Origin of the sequence: Variovorax sp. V15, assembly GCF_041154425.1 — a bacterium.
Classification (GTDB): domain Bacteria; phylum Pseudomonadota; class Gammaproteobacteria; order Burkholderiales; family Burkholderiaceae_C; genus Variovorax; species Variovorax guangxiensis.
This window is the reverse complement of sequence record NZ_AP028659.1, coordinates 5,326,465-5,345,039: the sequence shown is the minus strand read 5'-3', so window position 1 is coordinate 5,345,039 and position 18,575 is coordinate 5,326,465. Positions and strand designations below refer to the sequence as shown.

Genomic DNA, 18,575 nt, shown 5'->3' with positions numbered 1-18,575 from the left:
GAAGTCCTTTGCGAGGAGAAAAGAAGAAAGAGGGGGTATCAGGCGACGCCCAGGTAGGCCTGGCGCACCGCGTCGGAATTCAGCAGCGCCTGCGCCTCGCCCGAAGCCACGACGCGCCCGCGTTCGAGCACATAGCCCCGGTCGGCGGCCTGCAGCGCCTTGCGCACGTTCTGCTCGACCATCAGCACCGTCACGCCCTGCGAGGCGATGCGGCGCACGATGGACAGCAGCTCGTCGACCATGCGCGGCGCGAGGCCCAGGGAGGGCTCGTCGAGCATCAGGAGGCGCGGCCCGCTCATCATGGCGCGGGCCACGGCCACCATCTGCTGCTCGCCGCCGCTCATGGTGCCGGCGAGCTGCGTGGCGCGCTCCTTCAGGCGCGGAAAGTCGTCGAAGGCGCGCGCGAGGCGCTCGGCGCGCAGCCGCGCCGGAATGAGCCAGCCGCCAAGCTCCAGGTTCTCGGTGACCGTCATCTGCGCAAAGAGCTGGCGCCCCTCGGCCACCAGCGCGAGGCCGCGCTTCACGCAAGCGGCAGCGTCGGCCGAAGGCAGGGCGACGCCGTCGAGCAGCACCTCGCCGGTTCGCGGCAGCAGGCCGGCCAGCGCCTTCAGCAGCGTGGTCTTGCCCGCGCCGTTGGGGCCCAGTACGACGGTGACGCCGGGCTGCACTTCCAGGCTCATGCCCTGGATGACCTGGAAGCCGTGATAGCCGGCCGACAGGCCGCGCGCGCTCATGTGGCTCATGTTCGTGCCGCTCATGCCGTCGCCTCCACCTCGTCGCCGAGGTAGGCCTCGACCACCTCCGCGTTGCGCACCACCTCGGCGGGCGTGCCGTCGGCGATCTTGCGGCCCTGGTGAAGCACCAGCACGCGCTCCACGTACTTCAGCAGCGTGGCCACCGCATGCTCGATCCACACGACCGTGAGCCCGTGCTCGTCGCGCAGCCGGCGGATGCGCCGCGCCATCGCGTCGACCTCCGCCTCGGTGAGCCCCGCCGCCACCTCGTCGAGCAGCAACACGCGCGGCCGGGTGCCGAGCGCCATGCCGATCTCCAGCAGCCGCTGCTGCGAGGGCGTGATGCCGGCGGCGGTGTTGTTCGCGAGCGCGCCGAGGCCCAGCATGTCGAGGATCTCGCCCGTGCTGCCCAGCCCCGCGATGGGCTCGCGGTGCCTGCCCGCGAACTGCATGCCGAAGCGAACGTTGTCTGCCAGCGTCATGTCGGCCATCACGCGCGGCGTCTGGAAGGTGCGCGCGATGCCGTGGGCCGCGTACAAGTGCGGGCCGCGCCGCGTCAGCTCGATGCCGTCCTCCACCAGCAGCCGGCCGGAGGTCGGCATGACCACGCCCGAGATGGCGTTGAAGAAGGTCGTCTTGCCCGCGCCGTTCGGTCCGATGATTCCGACGATCTCGCCCGAGCGCAGCGTGGCGCTCACCGAGTCGACGGCGGTGAGGCCACCGAAGCGCACCGTGAGCTCGCGGGCTTCCAGCAGGATCCGCGGATTGCTCATGGCCGCGCCTCCCTCGACGCCGGCGCCTTGCGCCGCCACAGCGACGCGAGCCCGTCGGGCAGGTACATCACGCAAAGGATCAGCAGCAGCCCCAGCACCATCATGTAGCCGTAGGGCAGCTGCAGCCGCAGCGTTTCCGACAGCAGGCTGAACACGACGGCCGCGGCCACCGGCCCGCCGATGCTGGCCGCGCCGCCGATCATCGCGATCAGCACGGTCTGGAAGCCGATGAAGGGGCTGAACACCGCTGGCGGGTCGATGTAGGTCCAGCGCACCGCCATGGCCGCGCCGACCGCGCCCGCGAAGGCGGCGGTGAGCGCGAAGCCCATCACCTTCGCGCGGCGCGTGTCCACGCCCAGTGTCTGGGCACGCTGCTCGTCGGCGCCGATGCCCGCGAGCGCCAGCCCGAAGCGGCTGCGCTTGACGAGCAGCGCCGTGGCGATGGCGGCACCGGCTATGGCCAGCACCGTGAGATACACCGTCTCGTTCGATGGCACCACGCTCAGCACGCGGCCCACCGTGCCCGAGACCTGCTTCTCGACGAAGGTCACGGCGTGGCGGATCAGCTCCGTCATGCCGAAGGTCAGCACCGCGAAGTAGGTGCCGCGCAGGTGCAGCACTGCCGCGCCCATCAGCACCGCCACCGCGCTCGCGACGGCCGCGCCGCTCAATATCACCAGCGGCCAGGGCAGCACCTCGAGCAGCGTCGCGCTCGCATACGCGCCGAGCCCGAAGAAGGCCGAGGTGGCGAGCGAGAGATAGCGCGTGGCACCGCAGAAGAGCGACCAGCTCGTGGCCAGTGCGATGTACATCAGGCAGCCGAGCGCGACCGAAGCCACGAACTCCGTCGCCACCCATGGCACGGCAGCCGCCAGCACGAGGCCGGCGCCGAGCACCCACCAGGGCTTGTTCGTTGCAGACAGGAGAAGAGTCATTTTCTGGAGAACAGTCCGTTGGGCCGCCAGATCAGCACGCCGATGAACACGGCGTAAGACAGCAGCATCTTGAGCGAGGGGCTGGTGAAGTGCATGCCCAGCGCCTCCACCACGCCCAGCAGCAGGCCGCCGACCAGGCTGCCCGCGACGCTGCCGAAGCCGCCGAGGGTGATGACGATCAGCGCCGTCACCGTGTAGGGCTCGCCCATCGAGGGAGAGATTTCATAGGTCATCGACAGCAGCGAGCCGGCCACGCCCGACAGGCCCAGGCCGATGCCGAACATCAGCGGATGCAGCCGCCTGGTGTTGATGCCCACCAGCTGCGCGCCGGTGGGCGACTGCATCAGCGCGCGCACCGCCTTGCCCAGCAGTGTGAGCTTGAGCAGCGCGATGAGCACCAGGCTCAGCGCCAGCGCCACGCCGAAGAGCACCAGCTTGTTGGCGGTGAAGCGCATCTCGCCCAGTTGCACCGGGTCGGCCAGGTAGTCGTAGCCGCGCAGGTCGCCGCCCCACACGAGCAGGGCGGTGTTCTGCACCAGGAACATCAGGCCGAAGCCCACCATCAGGCTGCGCGCCTCGAACACGTCGACGTTCGGCGCGCGCGCCGCCACCTGCCGGAAGCACAGCCGGTGCACCGCCATGCCCAGCGCCATCAGCAGCACGAAGGCCACCGGCATGAACAGCAGCGGCGACACGCCCAGCGCGGTGTGCGCCCACCAGGTCGCGAAGGCGCCCAGCATCAGGAACTCGCCGTGCGAGATGTTCATGATGCGCATCAGCCCGTACTGCAGGTTCAGCCCGATGGCCACCAGCGCGTAGATGCCGCCCGTGATCAGTCCGCCGGCCAGAAGCTCGGCCCATCCGGAGAAAGACACGTGCCTACTTCCAGGCCGGCTTCGGCATCAGCTGCGCGGTGGCGCGGTCTTTCGGCCAGACCACTTCGAAGTCGCCGCCCTGCCATTGCGACACCGTGCCCGGAATCGACGCGTTCTCGCTGCCCTCGAAGCGGATCGGGCCGAGGATGGTCTTGAACTCGTTCTTCGCGATGTGCTCGCGCAGCGCCTTGCGGTCCAGCCCGATCTTCTCCACCGCCTGCTGAAGTATCTGCAGCCCGGCCCATGCATGGCCGCTGGCCCAGCGATCGGGCTCCTTGCCGAACTTCTTCGTGTGTGCGTCGAAGTAGGCCTTGGCCTCGGGGCTTGTCTTGCCGTTCCACGAGCCCATGCCGATCACGCCCTCGGTGTTGGCGGCCATCACGTTCCTGTAGAGCTGGAAGGCGGTGCCGACAGAAGCGTAGAAATGCTTCGGGTTGAATCCCACCTCGCGCGCCTGCCGGCTCGCGAGGATGGTGTCCGGCGGGTAGGTGATGCCGATGAAGGCGTCGGGGCTCAGGTCCTTGATGGTGCGCAGCACCGGCGCGAGGTCTTTCACGCCCAGCGGGTAGCTCTTGCGCTCCACCACCTGGATGCTCGTCTTCTTCAGCGCGTTGTTCAGCGCCGCGAAGTTCTCCAGCCCGAACAGGTCGTCCATGTAGACGATGGCGATGGTCTTCACGTTGTTCGCCACCAGCATGTCGACCAGCGCGCCCATCATCTTGTCGGGCTGCTGCAGCAGCGAGAAGAAGAACGGCAGGCGCATGTCGATCAGCTTGCGCGAGAGCGCGGTGGGCGCCAGCAGCGGATAACCGAAGCGGTTGGCTAGCGGCGCGACCGCGAAGTTGGCGCCGGAGCCCCAGGGCGGCAGCACCAGGTCGACCTTGTCGCTGCCCATGAGCTTCTCGAAGGTGCGAACGCAGGTCTCGGTCTCGCTGCGGTCGTCGTAGCCGATCAGCTCGATGGGGCGCCTCGTGCCTTTCACCGAGAGCCCGCCCGCCGCGTTGACCTGCTCGGCCCACAGCAGGTAGTTGGGTTCCTGGCTCACCTGCGCGCCTGCCGCCCAGGGGCCTGTGCGTGCGATGGCGTAGCCGATCTTCACGGGGCCGCTCTGGGCGAACAGTTGCGGCGCGACGGCGGCCGCTCCGAAGGCGGTGGCGGTGCCCTTGATCCAGGTGCGGCGATCGGGTCGAAGCATTGAAGTCTCCTCCGGGCGTCGGTATGCGCCCGCTGCCCGGAATCGTAGAAATCGCAGCCTTCGCGCGCTGTGCCAGCCGCGCACAAAGCACTTGACGCAGCGTGCACGCGCCTAGTGGTTAACCCGCAATCCCTTGGGCCGCGAAGGCGCTTCACAATGCGCGGCAACCCGGCTTCGTGCTGAAATCTTTCGTTCTCGTCTCCACTGCCGTTACAGCCGCCCAGCCCGCATGACCGCCTCGCTGCTCCTGTCCACCGACCAGATCCCGCCCAAGGAGCGCGGGCCGCTGTGGTGCGAATGGGTGTGGCGCCACTTCGGCGGACTGGGCTCCGACCTCTACGACGACAGCGAATTCGACGGCCACCTCGCGGCCTCGCACGCGGGCGACGTGATCCTCACGCGGCTGGAGGCCAACCGCCACCGCGTGCTGCGCACCACGCAGATGGCGCGGCTGAGCGAGGCGCCCTACCTGAAGATCGTCGCGCCCTGGCAGGGCTCGGCCGAGGTCACGCAGCGCGGCCGCGCGGCGGCGGTGCGCTCGGGCGGATGGACGCTCTACGACACCACCGCCGACTACACCGTGGCCAACCCCGAGCGCAGCGACCACCTGATCGTGATGCTGCCCAAGAACCAGATCGCATCGCCCGCGCTGCCGCTCAACGACCTGGTGGCGCGGCGCATCGGCGGCGGCAGCGGCATCTCGCGCGTGGCGCTGGAGACCATGCGCAACACCTACCTGGAGCTGCCCTTCATGAGCGAGGCCGCCGCGCGCGGCGCGGGCGAACTGCTGATCCAGCTCGTGCGCCTTTCGCTGATGGAGCTGGCGGGCCAGGAAACGCTGCAGACGCAGCGCGAGGCCCTGAAAGACCGCATCCGCCGCCACGTTGCGCAGAACCTGCACGACCCGGCGCTGTCGATCGACAGCATGGCCCTGGCCCTGCGCTGCAGCAAGCGACTGCTGCACAGCGCCTTCGCCGACGACGACGAAACCCTCAACGGCTACATCCAGCACCAGCGGCTGGCGGCAAGCATCCGCGAGCTGCTGGACCCGGCCAACGCCGCGAGGTCGATCACCGACATCGCGCTGGCCTCCGGCTTCGGCAACCTCTCGCACTTCAGCCGCGTGTTCCGCGAGCACACGGGTGGCAGCCCGAGCGAGTTCAGGCGGCAGGCGAAGCTGCGCTGACCGGCGGCACCGCATCGTCCACGCTCCACGGCGCATACACCTCGGCGTGCAGATCGGGCGAATTCACCTTGGCCAGCAGGTCGCGCACGTCGTCCTTCACACGCGCCAGCGACAGGCGCACGCCGCGCACGCGCACGTAGGCCGCGAAGTCGCACAGTGCCTCGATGCTGGTCGCGTCGAGGTCGGGCGATTCCTCCAGGCTCAGCACCATGCGCTGCAGGCCCGGCGTGACGTCGATGCGCGCGCGGATCGACGCGAACACCGCGTCCGCATTGCCGAAGAAGAGCGGCACCTCGGGCCGCGCGATCAGTACACCCGGGGGCACCACCGCCTCGGGGTGGCGCGCGGTATCGACGAAGTCGTGGCTCTGGCCGAGCCGCCCGAGCCAGCTCACGGTGGTGCGCGTGAAGCCGCGCAGCAGCAGTAGGATGCTCACGCCGATGGCCGCCAGCAGACCGTTGAGCACGCCCAGCACCAGCACCGCCGCGACCGCCACCAGCGCCACCAGCCGGTCGCGCCGCCACTGGAAGTAGGGCCGCAGCGCCGTAGGGCTTAGCGTGTGGCTCACTGCGTGGATCACGATGGCCGCCAGCAAAGGCTCGGGAGTGTGCGCGATCCACGGCAGCAGCGTGAGCACCGCCACCAGCACCACCAGCCCCGCCACGATGCCGGCCGCCCGGCTTCTAGCACCCGCGGATTCGTTGGCCGAGGTGGCCGAGTAGCCTGCGCCCACCGGCATGCCCTGGAACAGCGCCGACAGCAGGTTCGCGCCGCCCAGCGCCAGCAGGTCGCGGTTGGCCGACACGTTGTCGCCATGGCGCATCGCGAAGGTACGGATCGAGCCGTAGGATTCCGCATAGAGGATCAATGCCATCGCGAAAGCCAGCCCGCCGAGGTTCTGCCACTGCGCCCGGTCGAGCTGCGGCACCGTCGGATGAGAGAAGTCGAGCGAAATCGGCCCCACCGCCGCCACGCCCCATGCGTGGCAGAGGCCGCACACGTCGAGCACGATGCCGGCCACGATCACCAGCAGCGCCGCCGGCACCGCGCGCCAGCGTGCAAGGCCGCGCAGCAGCACCAGTGCCGTGAGCGCCATTGCCGCGCCCGCGATGTTCCAGTGCCGCCAGTCGGCCACCAGCCCTGCGAAGAGTCGGAAGAAATCGCTGTGCGCCGGATGCACGTCGAGCACCTTGGGCAACTGCTTGACCACGATGGTGAGCGCCAGCCCCAGCGCGAAGCCGCGCAGCACGGGCTTGGCGATCAGGCTGGACACCGCGCCGAGCCGGGCAATGCCCGCGATGACGAAGAACACCCCGGCGAGAAGAACGATGCCCATGCCCATCGCCAGCCGCGTGGCGGTGTCCACTCCCGTCACCGACGTGGTGGCGGCGAACAGCACCGCGGCAGACGAAGAGGTGGCGGAAACGATTGCGAAGCGGCTGCTGCCGAAGAGGCCGTAGACCAGCAGCCCCGCGAAGAGTGCGATCACTCCGGCCTGCGGCGGCAGCCCCGCGATGCCCGAATAGGCCACAGCCTCGGGAAGAAGCAGGCCGGCGATGGAAATGCCGGCCACGATGTCGGCGAGGCCGGGGTGGCGGGCGTTGGCTGTCGGTGTCGGCGAGGGTTCGGCGGCCATGGGCAGGCAAGTGTGCTGTTGTCGCCCCATGCTGGCAATGGCTCGCGGACCGGAAGCTGACTCATCGAACGGGCATACTCGCGCGCGCCCGAAAAACCATATGTCTCTACAACAAGGATCCCATGTCAGGACACGGCTTTCACGTGCACGGCCCGCACGATCACGAACTCGAACACGCCGCATCGGGCGGCCACGGTCATGGCGACGGCCATCACGCAGCCTCGGCGGCGGAGCACTCCGGCGGCATGAGCATGACGAGCAAGATCGCCATGTGCACGGCCGTCATCGCCACCTTCGGCGCCATCTTTGCGTACATGGGCGGTGCCACGCAGGCCAACGCGGGCATCTACAAGAACAACGCCGCCATCAAGAAGACCGAAGCCTCCAACCAGTGGAATTACTTCCAGTCGAAGAGCACCAAGCAGGCCCTCGCCGAATTCGCCCGCGACACCGCGGCCGACGAAGCGCGCAAGCAGGGCTGGCAGGCCAAGGTGGCGCGCTACGAGCAGGAGAAGACCGACATCCAGACCGAGGCGAAGAAACTGGAGGCGGAAGCAAGTAAGTGGGATGCGAAGTCGGATGAGCAGATGCATCAGCATCATCGGTGGGCTCAGGCGACTACCGTGCTGCAGGTTTCTATTGCGTTGGCTGCCATTGCACTGTTGACGAAGAACAAATGGCTGGAGCGGGCGATGTTCGGGGTGGCGGTGGCGGGGCTTGCCGTGGGTGGTTTGGCCGCATTCCACGTGTAATCCTCCGGGCCCCTCGGGCTCCGAAATCGCGCCGAAACCGGACACCCGTCAAGAAACCCTCCCTCCGGAATAAAGCTTGGCGCGCGCCAGGCAATGCGCGTATGGTGGGTTCACTTGTTGCTCGCGCCAACCCATCGATCCTGGTGGCACGCCTGTACTGAGTACCGGGGTGTGCCATGGATGGAGAAACTTTCGTCTACGACGGCCGGGCAGGGCCGTGGACCTGCACTATCAGCCTGCTGAAGGCCGATGACGGCAACTTCGCCGCGGTGGGGGACATCGCGTTCCGGGGCGAGCATCGGTGCAAGCTGGTGCTGACGCGGCCCGGCATTTCGGTCGAGACCGGCATCGGCATCCTGAAGTGCCGCTGCATCGCCTGGATAGAGCAGGCGCAACTCGACGACGAACAGCAGACGACGCTTCCCACCTGAGCAGCCTGCCTGCCTACTTCTGCTGCTGCTGCGGAGCCGTCGGCGCAGTGGTGGGAGCGGTCTGCGCGCCACCCTGCACCTGCGCGGCCGGCGGCGGGGCTGTTTCACGCGAGGGGCCTTCGCCGCGCTTGTCCACGGCGTAGAAGTAGATCAGCGCGCCGAGCATCACGAGGATGGCCACTGTCACGCTGAACACGAACACGCGCTGGTTGTCGCGCCGGTCGTCCCTTGCCTGCTGTCTTCTCGATAGTTCGCTCATGGCATCTTTCCTTTCCTGCGACGGCGCGGATGAATGCAGGAGCGCAGACATCCGCACGTTCAAGGGAAACGCTAGGACTTCATGAGGCGCCACGTGTCGGACATCCACTGAGGCCCCTGTCGCGAAGACACCCGAACGCTGGCAACGCGAGATGCTCTTGTCCGACACCCCGGCACCGGTGCCTCGTCCAGATTGACCGGGCCGGCAGCCAGAGCACCCGGCAAGGAGCACGCGATGACTCAGATGGAAGCGGCGGGACCGGACGCGGGAGGAGAGCGGGGGCAGGCGGAACCACCCGGGCGCAAGGAGGGCTGGCTCTCCAAGCTCGGCCCGGGCCTCATCACGGGCGCGGCCGACGACGACCCCAGCGGCATCGCCACCTACTCCCAGGCCGGCTCGAAGTTCGGCTACGACATGGGCTGGACGCTGCTGCTGACCTATCCGCTGATGGTCGGCATACAGCTCGCCAGCGCGCGTATCGGCCGGGTCAGCGGCCATGGGCTGACGGAGGCCTTCCTGCGGCTGTGGCCGCGCTGGGTGGTGTGGCTGCTGGTGGGTTCGCTGGTGGTTGCCAACGTGATCAACCTGGGTGCCGACCTGAACGCGATGGCCGATGTTTCCGCGCTGGTGGCGGGGGGCTCCAAGGCAGCCTATGCAATCGGCTTCGGCGTGGTGTCGCTGGCGCTGCAGATCTGGCTGCCCTACGAACGCTACGTGCGGGTGCTGAAGTGGCTCACGCTCTCGTTGCTCTCGTACGTGGCGGTGGCCTTCGCCGCCCACGTCGACTGGGCGGCCGCAGCCAAGGGCGCTCTGCTGCCGCACCTGCAGTGGAACAAGGACTTCATCACCACCTGGGTCGCGATCCTCGGCACCACCATCAGCCCTTACCTGTTCTTCTGGCAGGCCTCGCAGGAGGTGGAGGAGATCAAGCGCGTGCCGCAGGACCAGGCCCTGCGGCACGCCCCCGCGCAGGCGCCGGGCCAACTGCGCCGCCTGAAGATCGACACCTGGGTGGGCATGGGCTTCTCCAATGCCATCGCCTTCTTCATGATCATCGCGACGGCGGCCACCCTGCATGCGCACGGCCAGACTTCCATCGAGACGACTGCGCAAGCAGCGCAGGCGCTCAAGCCGGTGGCGGGCGAGGCGGCTTTCGTCCTGTTCGGCATGGGCATCGTGGGAACCGGGCTGCTTGCGTTGCCCGTGCTCGCCGGCTCGGCCGCGTATGCGCTGGCGAGCCTGCTGGGCGTTCGCAAGGGCCTGGACCATGCGCCGGGCAAGGCCCCGGCGTTCTACGCCATTCTTGCGGCTGCGATGCTGATCGGGCTGGCCATCGGCCTCTCGGGCATCAGCCCGATGACTGCGCTGGTCTATGCCGCCATCATCAACGCGCTGGCCTCGGTGCCGATCATGATCGGCGTGATGCTGGCCGCGTCGAGCCGCGCGGTGATGGGCGAACTGGTGATTGCGCGCCGCCTGAAGATCGTGGGATGGGCGGCCACCGGCGTGATGCTGGTGGCCGCCATGGCGACGCTCGCTGCCGCGTGGTCCTGAGCGGGCCCGGCCCCGGTCAGGCCATCACCTCCATCTCGGCCATCAGCTCTTCCTTGCGCTGCGCAAGCTGCTCGCGCATGGCGACGAGGTCGAGCCCGCGCGTCGCGCGCGCCTTCACGAAGATCTCGTTGCGCTCTTCCTTCACGTGGTGGTCGATGTATTCGCCGAGCACCTTCACCTTGGCGTCGAACTTCTCGTCGATCTCGGTGGCGTCCTGGATCTGCGCGATCAGCTCCTTGGCGCTGGCGTGCTCAACCTCGGCCTCGTCGAGCAGGTCGGTCTCGCTGATGGCTTCGCGCAGGGCGGGGTAGAAGATTTCTTCCTCGATCTGCGTGTGCACCTGCAGCTCCATGCAGATCTGCATCGCCAGATCGCGCTTCTTCCCGGGTGCGCTCTGGGAGCGGGAGTGGGCGAGTTCGTCGTACGCCGTGAAGAGCTTCTTCACGTTCTTGTGGTCGGTATCGAGGAGGCTGCAGGCGTCGGGGGTTGCACGGCGGGTCGTTGACATCGTGGGCTCCATGGTGGGTTGATGAAAAGGGAACACAAAGAAGAAAAGAAGGTGAAGCCGCAAGATGGACCGCGGCTCGCCCGCTTCGCGTAGGAGAGCGTCGTACGCCCCTGGCGGCGCTTTTCTCTGCGCGCAACAAGCTGCAACACCGGTGTTCGAAAGCCGGCATCGCCAGCGAAATCCCACCCCCACGTAGTGCATGGCCTGACAGAGAGGCCCGGTGGGCGCGCTAGCGTGCATCGACGGCGCACCGATCCGGGTCGCGGGCGCGGTGCCCGCGAGGTCAGGTGCTTCGGCGAAAGGACGCTCCCATGATCCGCAAGCTCGCATCCGGCCAGTACCGCCTCTACGCCCGCAAGGTCGACCCGAAGACTGGCAAGCGGCGCAACCTCGGCACCTTCGATTCGCGCGAGGCGGCGCAGCAGCACGAGCGCGAAGTGCAGTACTTCAAGCGCCACGGCTGAGCCACCGGCACGAACAGTCAGCAAGGCCTCGGCAAGTGACGCGCGAGGACTGGACCCACGGCAACGCGGCGCGCCTGCTGGAGAACGGCGACGAATTCTTCCCGCGCGTCTTCGATGCCATCGCGCAGGCTCGCCAGTGGGTGCTGCTCGAAACCTTCATCCTCGAGGAGGACAAGGTCGGCCTAGCGCTGAGCGACGCGCTGCGCGAGTGCGCAGCCCGCGGCGTGCGCACGGTGCTCACCATCGACGGATTCGGCTCGCCCCGGCTCTCGGGGCGCTTTCTCGCGCGGCTGACGCAGGCGGGTGTGGAAGTGCACGTGTTCGATCCGGGGCGGTCGCTCTTCGGCCAGCAGCTCAACCTGCTGCGGCGCATGCATCGCAAGCTCGTGGTGGTCGACGACACAGTGGCCTTCGTGGGCGGCATCAATTTCTGCGCCGACCAATTGCTGGACTTCGGCGAGCTGGCCAAGCAGGACTACGCGGTGGAACTGCGCGGGCCCATCGTCGGGCGCATACGCAGTTTCATGCAGCACACCGCGGGAGACACCCGCGTTCCCCAGGATATCGAGGCACCGCCGCCGGCCGCCGGCAAGGCCGCGGTGCTGTTCGCGCGAAGGGACAACAAGGCCTCGCCCGACAGCATCGAGAAGATCTACCGCCAGGCCATCCGCACCGCGCGCGCCCGCATCGTCATCGCCAATGCCTATTTCTTTCCGGGCTATCGCCTGTTCCGCGACCTGTGCCGGGCCGCCGCGCGTGGCGTGGAGGTGAAGCTGTTCCTGCAGGGCATGCCCGACATGAAATCGGTGCGCTTCGCGACCCAGCTGCTTTACGGCCACCTGCTGGGCGCGGGCGTGGAGGTGCATGAATACTGCGCGCGCCCGCTGCACGGCAAGGTAGCCATCGTGGACGACGCATGGAGCACCGTGGGCTCCAGCAACCTCGATCCGCTGAGCCTCACGCTCAACATGGAGGCCAACGTGGTCATCGTGAGCCGCGCGTTCAATTCACAGGTGGCCAGGCACCTGGCGGCGCTGGAGACCGAATGCGAGATCGTGCAGCGCGAGAAGCTGTCCGCATGGAACCGATGGCCGCCGCTGGGCAGCTTCATCGTCTTCCACGTGCTGCGCTGGGTGTCGCGCATCGGCACCTGGCTGCCGGGCAGGCGGCAGAAACTGGAGGTGCTGCCGGGCAGGCGGCAGAAACTGCAGGTACTGGCGGGCAGCGATGGCGGCGCGCGCCAGCCGGCCCCGCCACTCAGATGAAGGGCACGCCCCCGGTCACCGCCACCGTGGCTCCCGAGATGTAGCTCGCCTGGTCGGAGGCGAGCAGCACGTACACCGCCTGCAGCTCCGCCGGCTGGCCGGGCCGCTTCATCGGTGTCTGCATGCCGAAGTTCTTCACCTTGTCGGGCGGGAGGGTCGAAGGGATCAGCGGCGTCCAGAACGGGCCGGGCGCCACGCAGTTCACGCGGATGCCCTTCTCGGCCAGCAGCTGCGCCATGCCGCCGGACATGTTCTGGATCGCCCCCTTGGTCGCCGCGTAGGCCACCAGCGTGGCGTTGGGCTTGTCGGCGTTGACCGATGCGGTGCTGATGATGGCGCTGCCCGGCTTCATGCAGGCGGCCGCTGCCTTGCAGAGGAAGAAGTTGGCGTAGACGTTGGTGCGGAAGGTGCGGTCCAGCTCCTCGGCCGTGATCTCGGCCAGGTCCTTGTGCGCCATCTGGAAGGCCGCGTTGTTCACCAGCACGTCGAGCTTGCCGAAGCGCTCCATGGCGGTGTCCACCAGCTTCTTGCAATGGGGCTCCTCGCGGATGTCGCCGGGCACGGCAACGCAGGTGCGGCCCTCCTTCTCGATGAGTTCGGCGGTGCGACGGGCGTCGGGCTCTTCCTCCGCAAGATAGGAGATCAGCACGTCCGCGCCCTCGCGCGCGAAGGCCAGGGCGACGGCGCGGCCGATGCCACTGTCTCCGCCGGTGATGAGCGCCGCCTTCCCGACGAGCTTGCCGGAGCCGACGTACGAAGACTCGCCGAAGTCTGGCGGCGGATCCATCCGCGATTCGAGGCCGGGCGGGGCCTGGCGGGGTGTGTCGAAGGGTGGCTTCGGGCCGGATTGCATGGGGTGTGTCATGGCTTTCTCCAAAACGGGTTGAAACAACGGGCTCAACGCTTGCGCGCTCGCCCGGCGGGCAGGCGGATGCGCGAGCCGGAGGTGGTCGCGATGCCGAAGACCGTGTCGCACTGCTCCAGCAGCATCGCGTGGCGCCTGGCCGTCTGCGTGGCCGTGCAGTCCTTGGGAAGCACCACCTCGAAGCCGCGCATGCGCGCGTCGGAGGCCGTGCTCAGCACGCACTGGTCGCTGGCCACGCCGGTCACGACGAGGCGGCGGGCCTTCAGCACGCCCAGCAGCTGTTCGAGTGGCGTGGCGACGAAGGCGGATTGCTGCGGCTTGAGCACGAAGTAGTCGTCATGGTCCGGCGCGAGGCCGGCAGTGACGGTTGCGCCGGGGCCGCCATCGGCCATCGACAGATCGACCAGCGCGCTGAAGTCGGAGCGCCAGCGCCCGCGGTTGTCGTTGGCGTAGATCACCGGCACGTCCCGCGCCTTGCACCGCCGCTTCAGGGCTGCGATGGCAGGCGCGACCGCCACGGCGGCGGGCAGCAGCCTGTCGGCGTCGGGAAAGTCCCAGCAGCTGATCATGTCGACGATGAGAAGGGCGGTCCCGCCATTGGCCGCCTCGACCGCCAGCGCGCCGCGCGGCGGCGACGAACTGGCGCTGAGGCGGCGAGCTGTGGCCATGTGCACAAGCCGGAAAGGTCGCTCGCTCAGCTCTTGCCGGGGTCGCGATTGGTCTCGGGCGTGAGATCCTCGGTCAGGCCGAAAGGCGCGGAGTCGTCGTGCTTCGTGCCTTCCACGTCCTTTTTCCTGTCCTGCATGCGTTCGCGCGGCGCGGGGCCCGCGACGTCTTCGCCGGCCTTGGTCTTGCGCGCGGTGAAGGACTCCGCGCCGCCGATGTTGTCCACGCCGCCGCTGGTGGTGGGGCGGGTGCCGTCTCCGGTGCCGGTGACGCGGGGGTTGCTGCTGGTGCTGCTGCTCATTGCGGTCTCCTTGCCTGCGATGAATTGGGGATGAAGAGGGGTCATCCTGCGCACCAGTGTTCGCAGCGGCTGCGCACGCGAGCGAAGCAATCGCCGCCGCTGCGGGTCGGTGGTTTCTTACGTGAGCGGCATGGGCTGCGGCTCAGGACCGTCGCTTGACGATGCTCAGCTTGCCGTCGCGCTCGAGCACCGCGCGTTCGACTTCGTGCAGGGGCACGCCGCCGGCCTGCTGGCGCAGGGCCTCGTCGAGGTCCTTGCGCGACACCAGCGCGTGGCGCATCTCGTTCTCGTCCATCCGGCCGTCGCGCACCAGCGTGATCTTGTGGCCGTTGATCAGGTCCTCGAAACCCTGCCACCGCATGCTCGCGAGCGCGACCAGCCGGTGCGTGACGACCAGCGCCGCGCCGGCCGCCATGGTGCTCCAGAAGGGCGAGGCACCGACCACCGCGCGGCTCAGCACCGCACCCAGCAGCACCGTGATGCAGGTGTCGAAGGGACTCTGCTGCCCGAACGACCGCCGGCCCGAGGCGCGGATCATCGCCAGTGCGAGGAAGAAGACGACCAGGGCCCGCGCGGCCATCTGCCACGCAGCGAGTTCGGAGCCTTCGCCGAAGAGCCAGTCGATGAACTGCATCGCCGTCGTCATCACCGCAGCCGCTATTGCACCGGAGGCTTGGAGGGCTTGGGTGCCTGATGGCTGTCGTCGCAAGCCTGCTTCTTCTCTTTCTTGAACACGCTGAGCGTTCCGTCGCTCTCCAGCCGCGCGACGCGCACCTCCGAGAAATCCGCCACGCCTTGCTCGCGCAGTTTGCCGAGCAGTTCTTCGGTCCTGATCATCTCGCGCCTGAGCGCCCGCCGGTTCAGGCGGCCGTTGCGGATGAGGACCTCGGGGCGCGGCTCCAGGAAACGCGCTACGGGCTCGAAGTGAAAGCTCAGCCAGTCCAGCGCGAAGTTCCAGGCGACGAGCGTCGCGAGCAGCACGAACCCGTCGTCGATGGACTTGTATTCGCCCTGCATCGCGTTGCTCGACGCATCGGCGACCAGCACCACGAAGAGTAGGTCGGCGACGCCCATCGAGCCGATGTCGCGCCGCAGCACGAAGCGGAACACGAGGAGCAGGACCCAGTACACGACCGTGCCCCGCACCACCATGTGCCACACGGGAAACTCGCGCGCGAAAAGTTCGGCGACTTCGCTCATGCTGTCTGCCCTCTCGATCAGCCTCCAACATAGGTTCGGCCCTGATGGAGCCGTGTCGGCAGGCGCATGAGCGGGCTGTAGGCGATGGCCACCCCGGCCCCGGATGCACCCGCGCTATCGCGCGTTCACGCGACCCACCAGTTCACCGCGAGGAATGGCGTCGGGTCGTCGGGCAGGTGGAAGAGGATGTCGCCCCGGCCTGCGAGGGGGCCGGCCCTGCTTGCGAGGTAGCGGACCGTGACGTGGGGCTGCGGCTGGGGCGTGGTGCCGCAGAAGATGGAGGCCAGGCCTTGCTCGATGAAGCGGGACAGCAGGTGGTGGGCGTCGGGGTCGAGCGGGGCCGGGGCGGCGTCGCCGCCCGATGCCGATTTCAGCAGCGCCTGGGCGCGTTGGCCATCGATGCGCGCCAAGCGCTCCTCTTCGGTGCTCCACTGAATGGACGCGGCCTGCGCAAGCTGCTCCAGCTGAACTCGTGAGAGACGCACGATTGCATGTCCGACGGGCACCGCGATATCCGGCTGGGCGACGGAGAAGGGCAACGCGATCAGGCGTCTTTCGTCGGTGTCTTCACCGGCGCGAGGGCGAGGGGTATCGGGCATGGGCATCGTCGCGCGTGGTGTCGGGAAGGAAAGATGGCGTGGCATTCTCATTGTGCGCTCGACGCCAATCGAGGGCGGCGGCTCGACAGGGCGCGACATGGCCACGCTGCGCGGCCTCACTGACCCCTCACTGGTCTTCTTCCCGCCCTCGGTACTGCGCCATCAAGACCTGCTGCACATTCGGCGGCACGGCCTCGTAGTGCGACAGCGCGATCGTGTACCGCCCCTGTCCGCTGGTCATCGCGTTGAGCCGCGATTGATAGCTCGCCAGCTCCGCCATCGGCACCTGCCCCCGGACTGCGGCGGCACCGGCTCCGATGGTCGACGTACCGGTCACCAGCCCGCGCCGTGACGACAGATCGCTCGTGACATCGCCCACCGCATGCTCGGGCGCCACGATCTCTATCTGCACGATCGGCTCCAGCACCACTGGCCTGGCCTCGCGGATGGCCGCCATGAAGGCCTTGCGGCCGGCGGTGGCAAACGCGATGTCCTTGCTGTCCACGCTGTGGTGCTTGCCGTCGTGCACCACCACGCGCACGTCCACCACGGGGTAGCCGGCGATGGCGCCGCATGCCAGCACTTCGCGCACGCCTTTCTCGACGGCGGGAATGAACTGGCCCGGAATCGCTCCGCCCCTGACTTCATCGGCGAACTCGAAGCCGTCGCCGCGCGCGAGCGGCTCGATGCGCAGGAAGACTTCGCCGAACTGGCCCGCGCCGCCGGTCTGCTTCTTGTGGCGGTGATGGCCCTCCGCCGGCGCGGTCACGGTCTCGCGGTAGGCGATGCGCGGCGGACGGGTCTGCACTTCGAAGCGGTACACCTCGCGCAGGCGGTCCAGCACCATGCGCAGATGCAGTTCGCCGAGTCCGTAGAGAACGGTCTCGTTGGTCGCGGCCACGTGCTCGATGCGCAGGCAGGGGTCTTCGGCCGCGAGCTTGCCGAGGATCTCCCATGCGCGCTGCTCGTCGCCATGGCGCTTGGGTTCCACGGCCAGTCCGTGCACGGGTACCGGAAACTCCAGCGGCGCGAGATGCACATGGCTGTCTTCCGCCGCGTCGTGCAGCACGGCGTCGAACTGGATCTCCTCCACCTTCGCCACCGCCACGATGTCGCCCGGCACGGCGCGCGGCACTTCCACATGGTCCTTGCCCTGGAGCATGAACAGGTGGCCCACCTTGAAGGGCTTGCGGCCGTCTCCGATGTAGAGCTGGCTATCGCTCGCCAGGGTGCCCTGGTGCACGCGCATGATGCCGAGCTTGCCGACGTAAGGGTCGCTCGTGACCTTGAACACATGGGCCAGCACGTGCAGCGAAGCATCGGGCCTGGCCTGCATCGGCTTTGCATCGGCGCCTTCGCCGAGCAGGAAGTCCGGAGGATTGGCTTCGCTCGGGTCGGGCAGAAGCTTGACGATGATGTCGAGCAGCTCGGCCGCGCCCGCGCCGCTGCGTGCCGAGATGAAGCACACGGGAATCAGGTGCCCTTCGCGCAGCGCCTGTTCGAGCGGCGCATGCAGCTCGCTGGCGTCCACGTCGCCATCGTTCAGGTAGCGCTCGACGAAGGCCGCATCGACTTCGACGACCTGCTCGACCAGCGCGCGGTGCGCCGCATCGACCGAACCGATGTCGGACTCGCCTTCGCGGTTGTAGAAGCAGTCGATCACGCGCGTGCCGCCAGCTGCCGGCAGGTTCAGCGGCAGGCATTCGCGGCCGAAGGCGGCCTGGATCTGCGCCAGCAGGCCGGCGAGGTCGGCGCCGGGGTCGTCGATCCTGTTGACGACGATCAGGCGCGCGAGGTGGCGCGATGCCGCGTAGTCCATCATGCGCAGCGTCATCGGCTCGATGCCGGCGCTTGCATTGACGACGATGGCGGCGGTTTCCACCGCTTCCAGCGCGGGCAGGCTCTGGCCCAGGAAGTCGGCGCCGCCGGGGGTGTCGATGAGGTGGATGCGCGTGCCGTCGTGCGCCAGGTGCATCAGGGTTGCATTGAGCGAATGCTGCATCCGCTTCTCGAGCGGGTCGTGGTCGCTGACGGTGGTGCCGCGCTCCACGCTGCCGCGTGCCCCGATGGCGCCCGCCTCGTGCAGCAGGGCCTCCGCGATGGAGGTCTTGCCGGACGCGGAGGCGCCGACGAGCGCCAGGGTTCGCACCGCTTCCATTTCGGCCGCGAGGCCGTTCGATCGGCTTGGCATGCGTGGCTCCTTCACGCCCGCAAGACAGGCCCGGCGGCCCGCTTGGGCTCGGGTGCTGCGCGCGGACGCCGGGTCAGCCTACGGTATTGACCGTACCGATGCAAGCGGAAATGGCCGGGTCGCGAAGGGGGCCTTCGTTAAACTGCGCGGGTGAACTCCTCCTGCGAGCCTCCCAGTAGGCCGCTG

Annotated in this window: 21 protein-coding genes; 6 read left to right on the top strand and 15 right to left on the bottom strand. The window is 68.2% G+C overall.

From position 1 onward, the window contains the following. Nucleotides 1-38: 38 nt before the first annotated feature. From ACAM57_RS25555 to ACAM57_RS25535, 5 genes are read right to left on the bottom strand one after another with little or no spacing between them, the layout of a single operon-like run. Nucleotides 39-758, bottom strand: a complete 720-nt coding sequence (locus ACAM57_RS25555; RefSeq protein ID WP_369659409.1) for an ABC transporter ATP-binding protein — start codon at nucleotides 756-758, stop codon at nucleotides 39-41. Further along, nucleotides 755-1,507: an ABC transporter ATP-binding protein gene (locus ACAM57_RS25550; RefSeq protein ID WP_369659408.1), complete on the bottom strand. Its 753-nt coding sequence runs from the start codon at nucleotides 1,505-1,507 to the stop codon at nucleotides 755-757. Before ACAM57_RS25550 ends, ACAM57_RS25555 begins: the two co-directional genes overlap by 4 nt. Continuing rightward, complete coding sequence (locus ACAM57_RS25545; protein ID WP_369659407.1) at nucleotides 1,504-2,442, bottom strand: branched-chain amino acid ABC transporter permease; 939 nt, start codon at nucleotides 2,440-2,442, stop codon at nucleotides 1,504-1,506. The genes ACAM57_RS25550 and ACAM57_RS25545 overlap by 4 nt, the downstream gene beginning before the upstream one ends. Next, on the bottom strand, nucleotides 2,439-3,317 hold the full coding sequence (locus ACAM57_RS25540; RefSeq protein WP_184635186.1) for a branched-chain amino acid ABC transporter permease: 879 nt from the start codon (nucleotides 3,315-3,317) through the stop codon (nucleotides 2,439-2,441). Before ACAM57_RS25540 ends, ACAM57_RS25545 begins: the two co-directional genes overlap by 4 nt. Before the next feature lie 4 nt (nucleotides 3,318-3,321). Further along, the gene (locus tag ACAM57_RS25535) at nucleotides 3,322-4,512 is read right to left on the bottom strand and encodes an amino acid ABC transporter substrate-binding protein (RefSeq protein ID WP_369659406.1); all 1,191 of its coding nucleotides are present in this window, start codon (nucleotides 4,510-4,512) and stop codon (nucleotides 3,322-3,324) included. A 229-nt stretch (nucleotides 4,513-4,741) separates the two neighbouring features. Here ACAM57_RS25535 and ACAM57_RS25530 point away from each other — a divergent pair, with 229 nt between their 5' ends. Beyond that, nucleotides 4,742-5,698: a helix-turn-helix domain-containing protein gene (locus tag ACAM57_RS25530; RefSeq protein ID WP_369659405.1), complete on the top strand. Its 957-nt coding sequence runs from the start codon at nucleotides 4,742-4,744 to the stop codon at nucleotides 5,696-5,698. On the opposite strand, the gene ACAM57_RS25525 is transcribed toward ACAM57_RS25530, so the two are convergent. Beyond that, nucleotides 5,673-7,334, bottom strand: coding sequence for a SulP family inorganic anion transporter (locus ACAM57_RS25525; protein WP_369659404.1), 1,662 nt, complete (start codon nucleotides 7,332-7,334; stop codon nucleotides 5,673-5,675). The two genes, ACAM57_RS25530 and ACAM57_RS25525, sit on opposite strands and share 26 nt — an antisense overlap. A 122-nt stretch (nucleotides 7,335-7,456) precedes the next feature. Between ACAM57_RS25525 and ACAM57_RS25520 the strand changes: the two genes are divergently transcribed. Further along, nucleotides 7,457-8,086, top strand: a complete 630-nt coding sequence (locus ACAM57_RS25520) for a DUF4337 domain-containing protein (protein ID WP_369659403.1) — start codon at nucleotides 7,457-7,459, stop codon at nucleotides 8,084-8,086. A gap of 176 nt (nucleotides 8,087-8,262) precedes the next feature. Further along, nucleotides 8,263-8,517, top strand: coding sequence for a hypothetical protein (locus ACAM57_RS25515; protein WP_369659402.1), 255 nt, complete (start codon nucleotides 8,263-8,265; stop codon nucleotides 8,515-8,517). Between the two features lie 13 nt (nucleotides 8,518-8,530). Here the strand turns inward: ACAM57_RS25515 and ACAM57_RS25510 are convergent, their stop codons facing one another. After that, nucleotides 8,531-8,776 carry a hypothetical protein gene (locus tag ACAM57_RS25510; protein ID WP_369659401.1) on the bottom strand — a complete coding sequence of 82 codons (246 nt, stop codon included), beginning with the start codon at nucleotides 8,774-8,776 and terminating at the stop codon, nucleotides 8,531-8,533. Nucleotides 8,777-9,010: 234 nt separating this feature from the next. Here ACAM57_RS25510 and ACAM57_RS25505 point away from each other — a divergent pair, with 234 nt between their 5' ends. Next, nucleotides 9,011-10,330 (top strand): Nramp family divalent metal transporter, encoded by a 1,320-nt coding sequence (locus ACAM57_RS25505; protein WP_369659400.1) that lies wholly within the window; start codon nucleotides 9,011-9,013, stop codon nucleotides 10,328-10,330. A gap of 16 nt (nucleotides 10,331-10,346) precedes the next feature. On the opposite strand, the gene ACAM57_RS25500 is transcribed toward ACAM57_RS25505, so the two are convergent. Continuing rightward, nucleotides 10,347-10,838 (bottom strand): hemerythrin domain-containing protein, encoded by a 492-nt coding sequence (locus ACAM57_RS25500; RefSeq protein WP_369659399.1) that lies wholly within the window; start codon nucleotides 10,836-10,838, stop codon nucleotides 10,347-10,349. A 311-nt stretch (nucleotides 10,839-11,149) separates the two neighbouring features. Between ACAM57_RS25500 and ACAM57_RS25495 the strand changes: the two genes are divergently transcribed. Both ACAM57_RS25495 and clsB read left to right on the top strand, forming a co-directional pair. Further along, nucleotides 11,150-11,302: a hypothetical protein gene (locus tag ACAM57_RS25495; protein WP_184635207.1), complete on the top strand. Its 153-nt coding sequence runs from the start codon at nucleotides 11,150-11,152 to the stop codon at nucleotides 11,300-11,302. Nucleotides 11,303-11,337: 35 nt separating this feature from the next. Continuing rightward, the gene (gene clsB / locus ACAM57_RS25490) at nucleotides 11,338-12,567 is read left to right on the top strand and encodes a cardiolipin synthase ClsB (RefSeq protein WP_369659398.1); all 1,230 of its coding nucleotides are present in this window, start codon (nucleotides 11,338-11,340) and stop codon (nucleotides 12,565-12,567) included. Here clsB and ACAM57_RS25485 read toward each other — a convergent pair. From ACAM57_RS25485 to fusA, 7 genes are all read right to left on the bottom strand, one after another. Continuing rightward, nucleotides 12,560-13,432, bottom strand: a complete 873-nt coding sequence (locus tag ACAM57_RS25485; RefSeq protein WP_184635211.1) for an SDR family oxidoreductase — start codon at nucleotides 13,430-13,432, stop codon at nucleotides 12,560-12,562. The two genes, clsB and ACAM57_RS25485, sit on opposite strands and share 8 nt — an antisense overlap. 32 nt (nucleotides 13,433-13,464) lie before the next feature. Next, entirely contained in the window at nucleotides 13,465-14,100 is a 636-nt protein-coding gene (locus tag ACAM57_RS25480) for an isochorismatase family cysteine hydrolase (RefSeq protein WP_369659397.1), read from the bottom strand. A gap of 26 nt (nucleotides 14,101-14,126) precedes the next feature. Next, nucleotides 14,127-14,399 (bottom strand): hypothetical protein, encoded by a 273-nt coding sequence (locus ACAM57_RS25475; RefSeq protein ID WP_369659396.1) that lies wholly within the window; start codon nucleotides 14,397-14,399, stop codon nucleotides 14,127-14,129. 142 nt (nucleotides 14,400-14,541) lie between these two features. Continuing rightward, entirely contained in the window at nucleotides 14,542-15,045 is a 504-nt protein-coding gene (locus ACAM57_RS25470) for a DUF421 domain-containing protein (RefSeq protein ID WP_369659395.1), read from the bottom strand. 11 nt (nucleotides 15,046-15,056) lie between these two features. Further along, a complete protein-coding gene (locus tag ACAM57_RS25465; protein ID WP_369659394.1) occupies nucleotides 15,057-15,599 on the bottom strand; it encodes a DUF421 domain-containing protein in 543 nt (180 codons plus the stop codon). Between the two features lie 125 nt (nucleotides 15,600-15,724). Beyond that, nucleotides 15,725-16,198 (bottom strand): hypothetical protein, encoded by a 474-nt coding sequence (locus ACAM57_RS25460; protein ID WP_369659393.1) that lies wholly within the window; start codon nucleotides 16,196-16,198, stop codon nucleotides 15,725-15,727. A 127-nt stretch (nucleotides 16,199-16,325) separates the two neighbouring features. Beyond that, complete coding sequence (gene fusA, locus ACAM57_RS25455) at nucleotides 16,326-18,389, bottom strand: elongation factor G (RefSeq protein WP_369659392.1); 2,064 nt, start codon at nucleotides 18,387-18,389, stop codon at nucleotides 16,326-16,328. Between the last annotated feature and the right edge of the window lie 186 nt (nucleotides 18,390-18,575).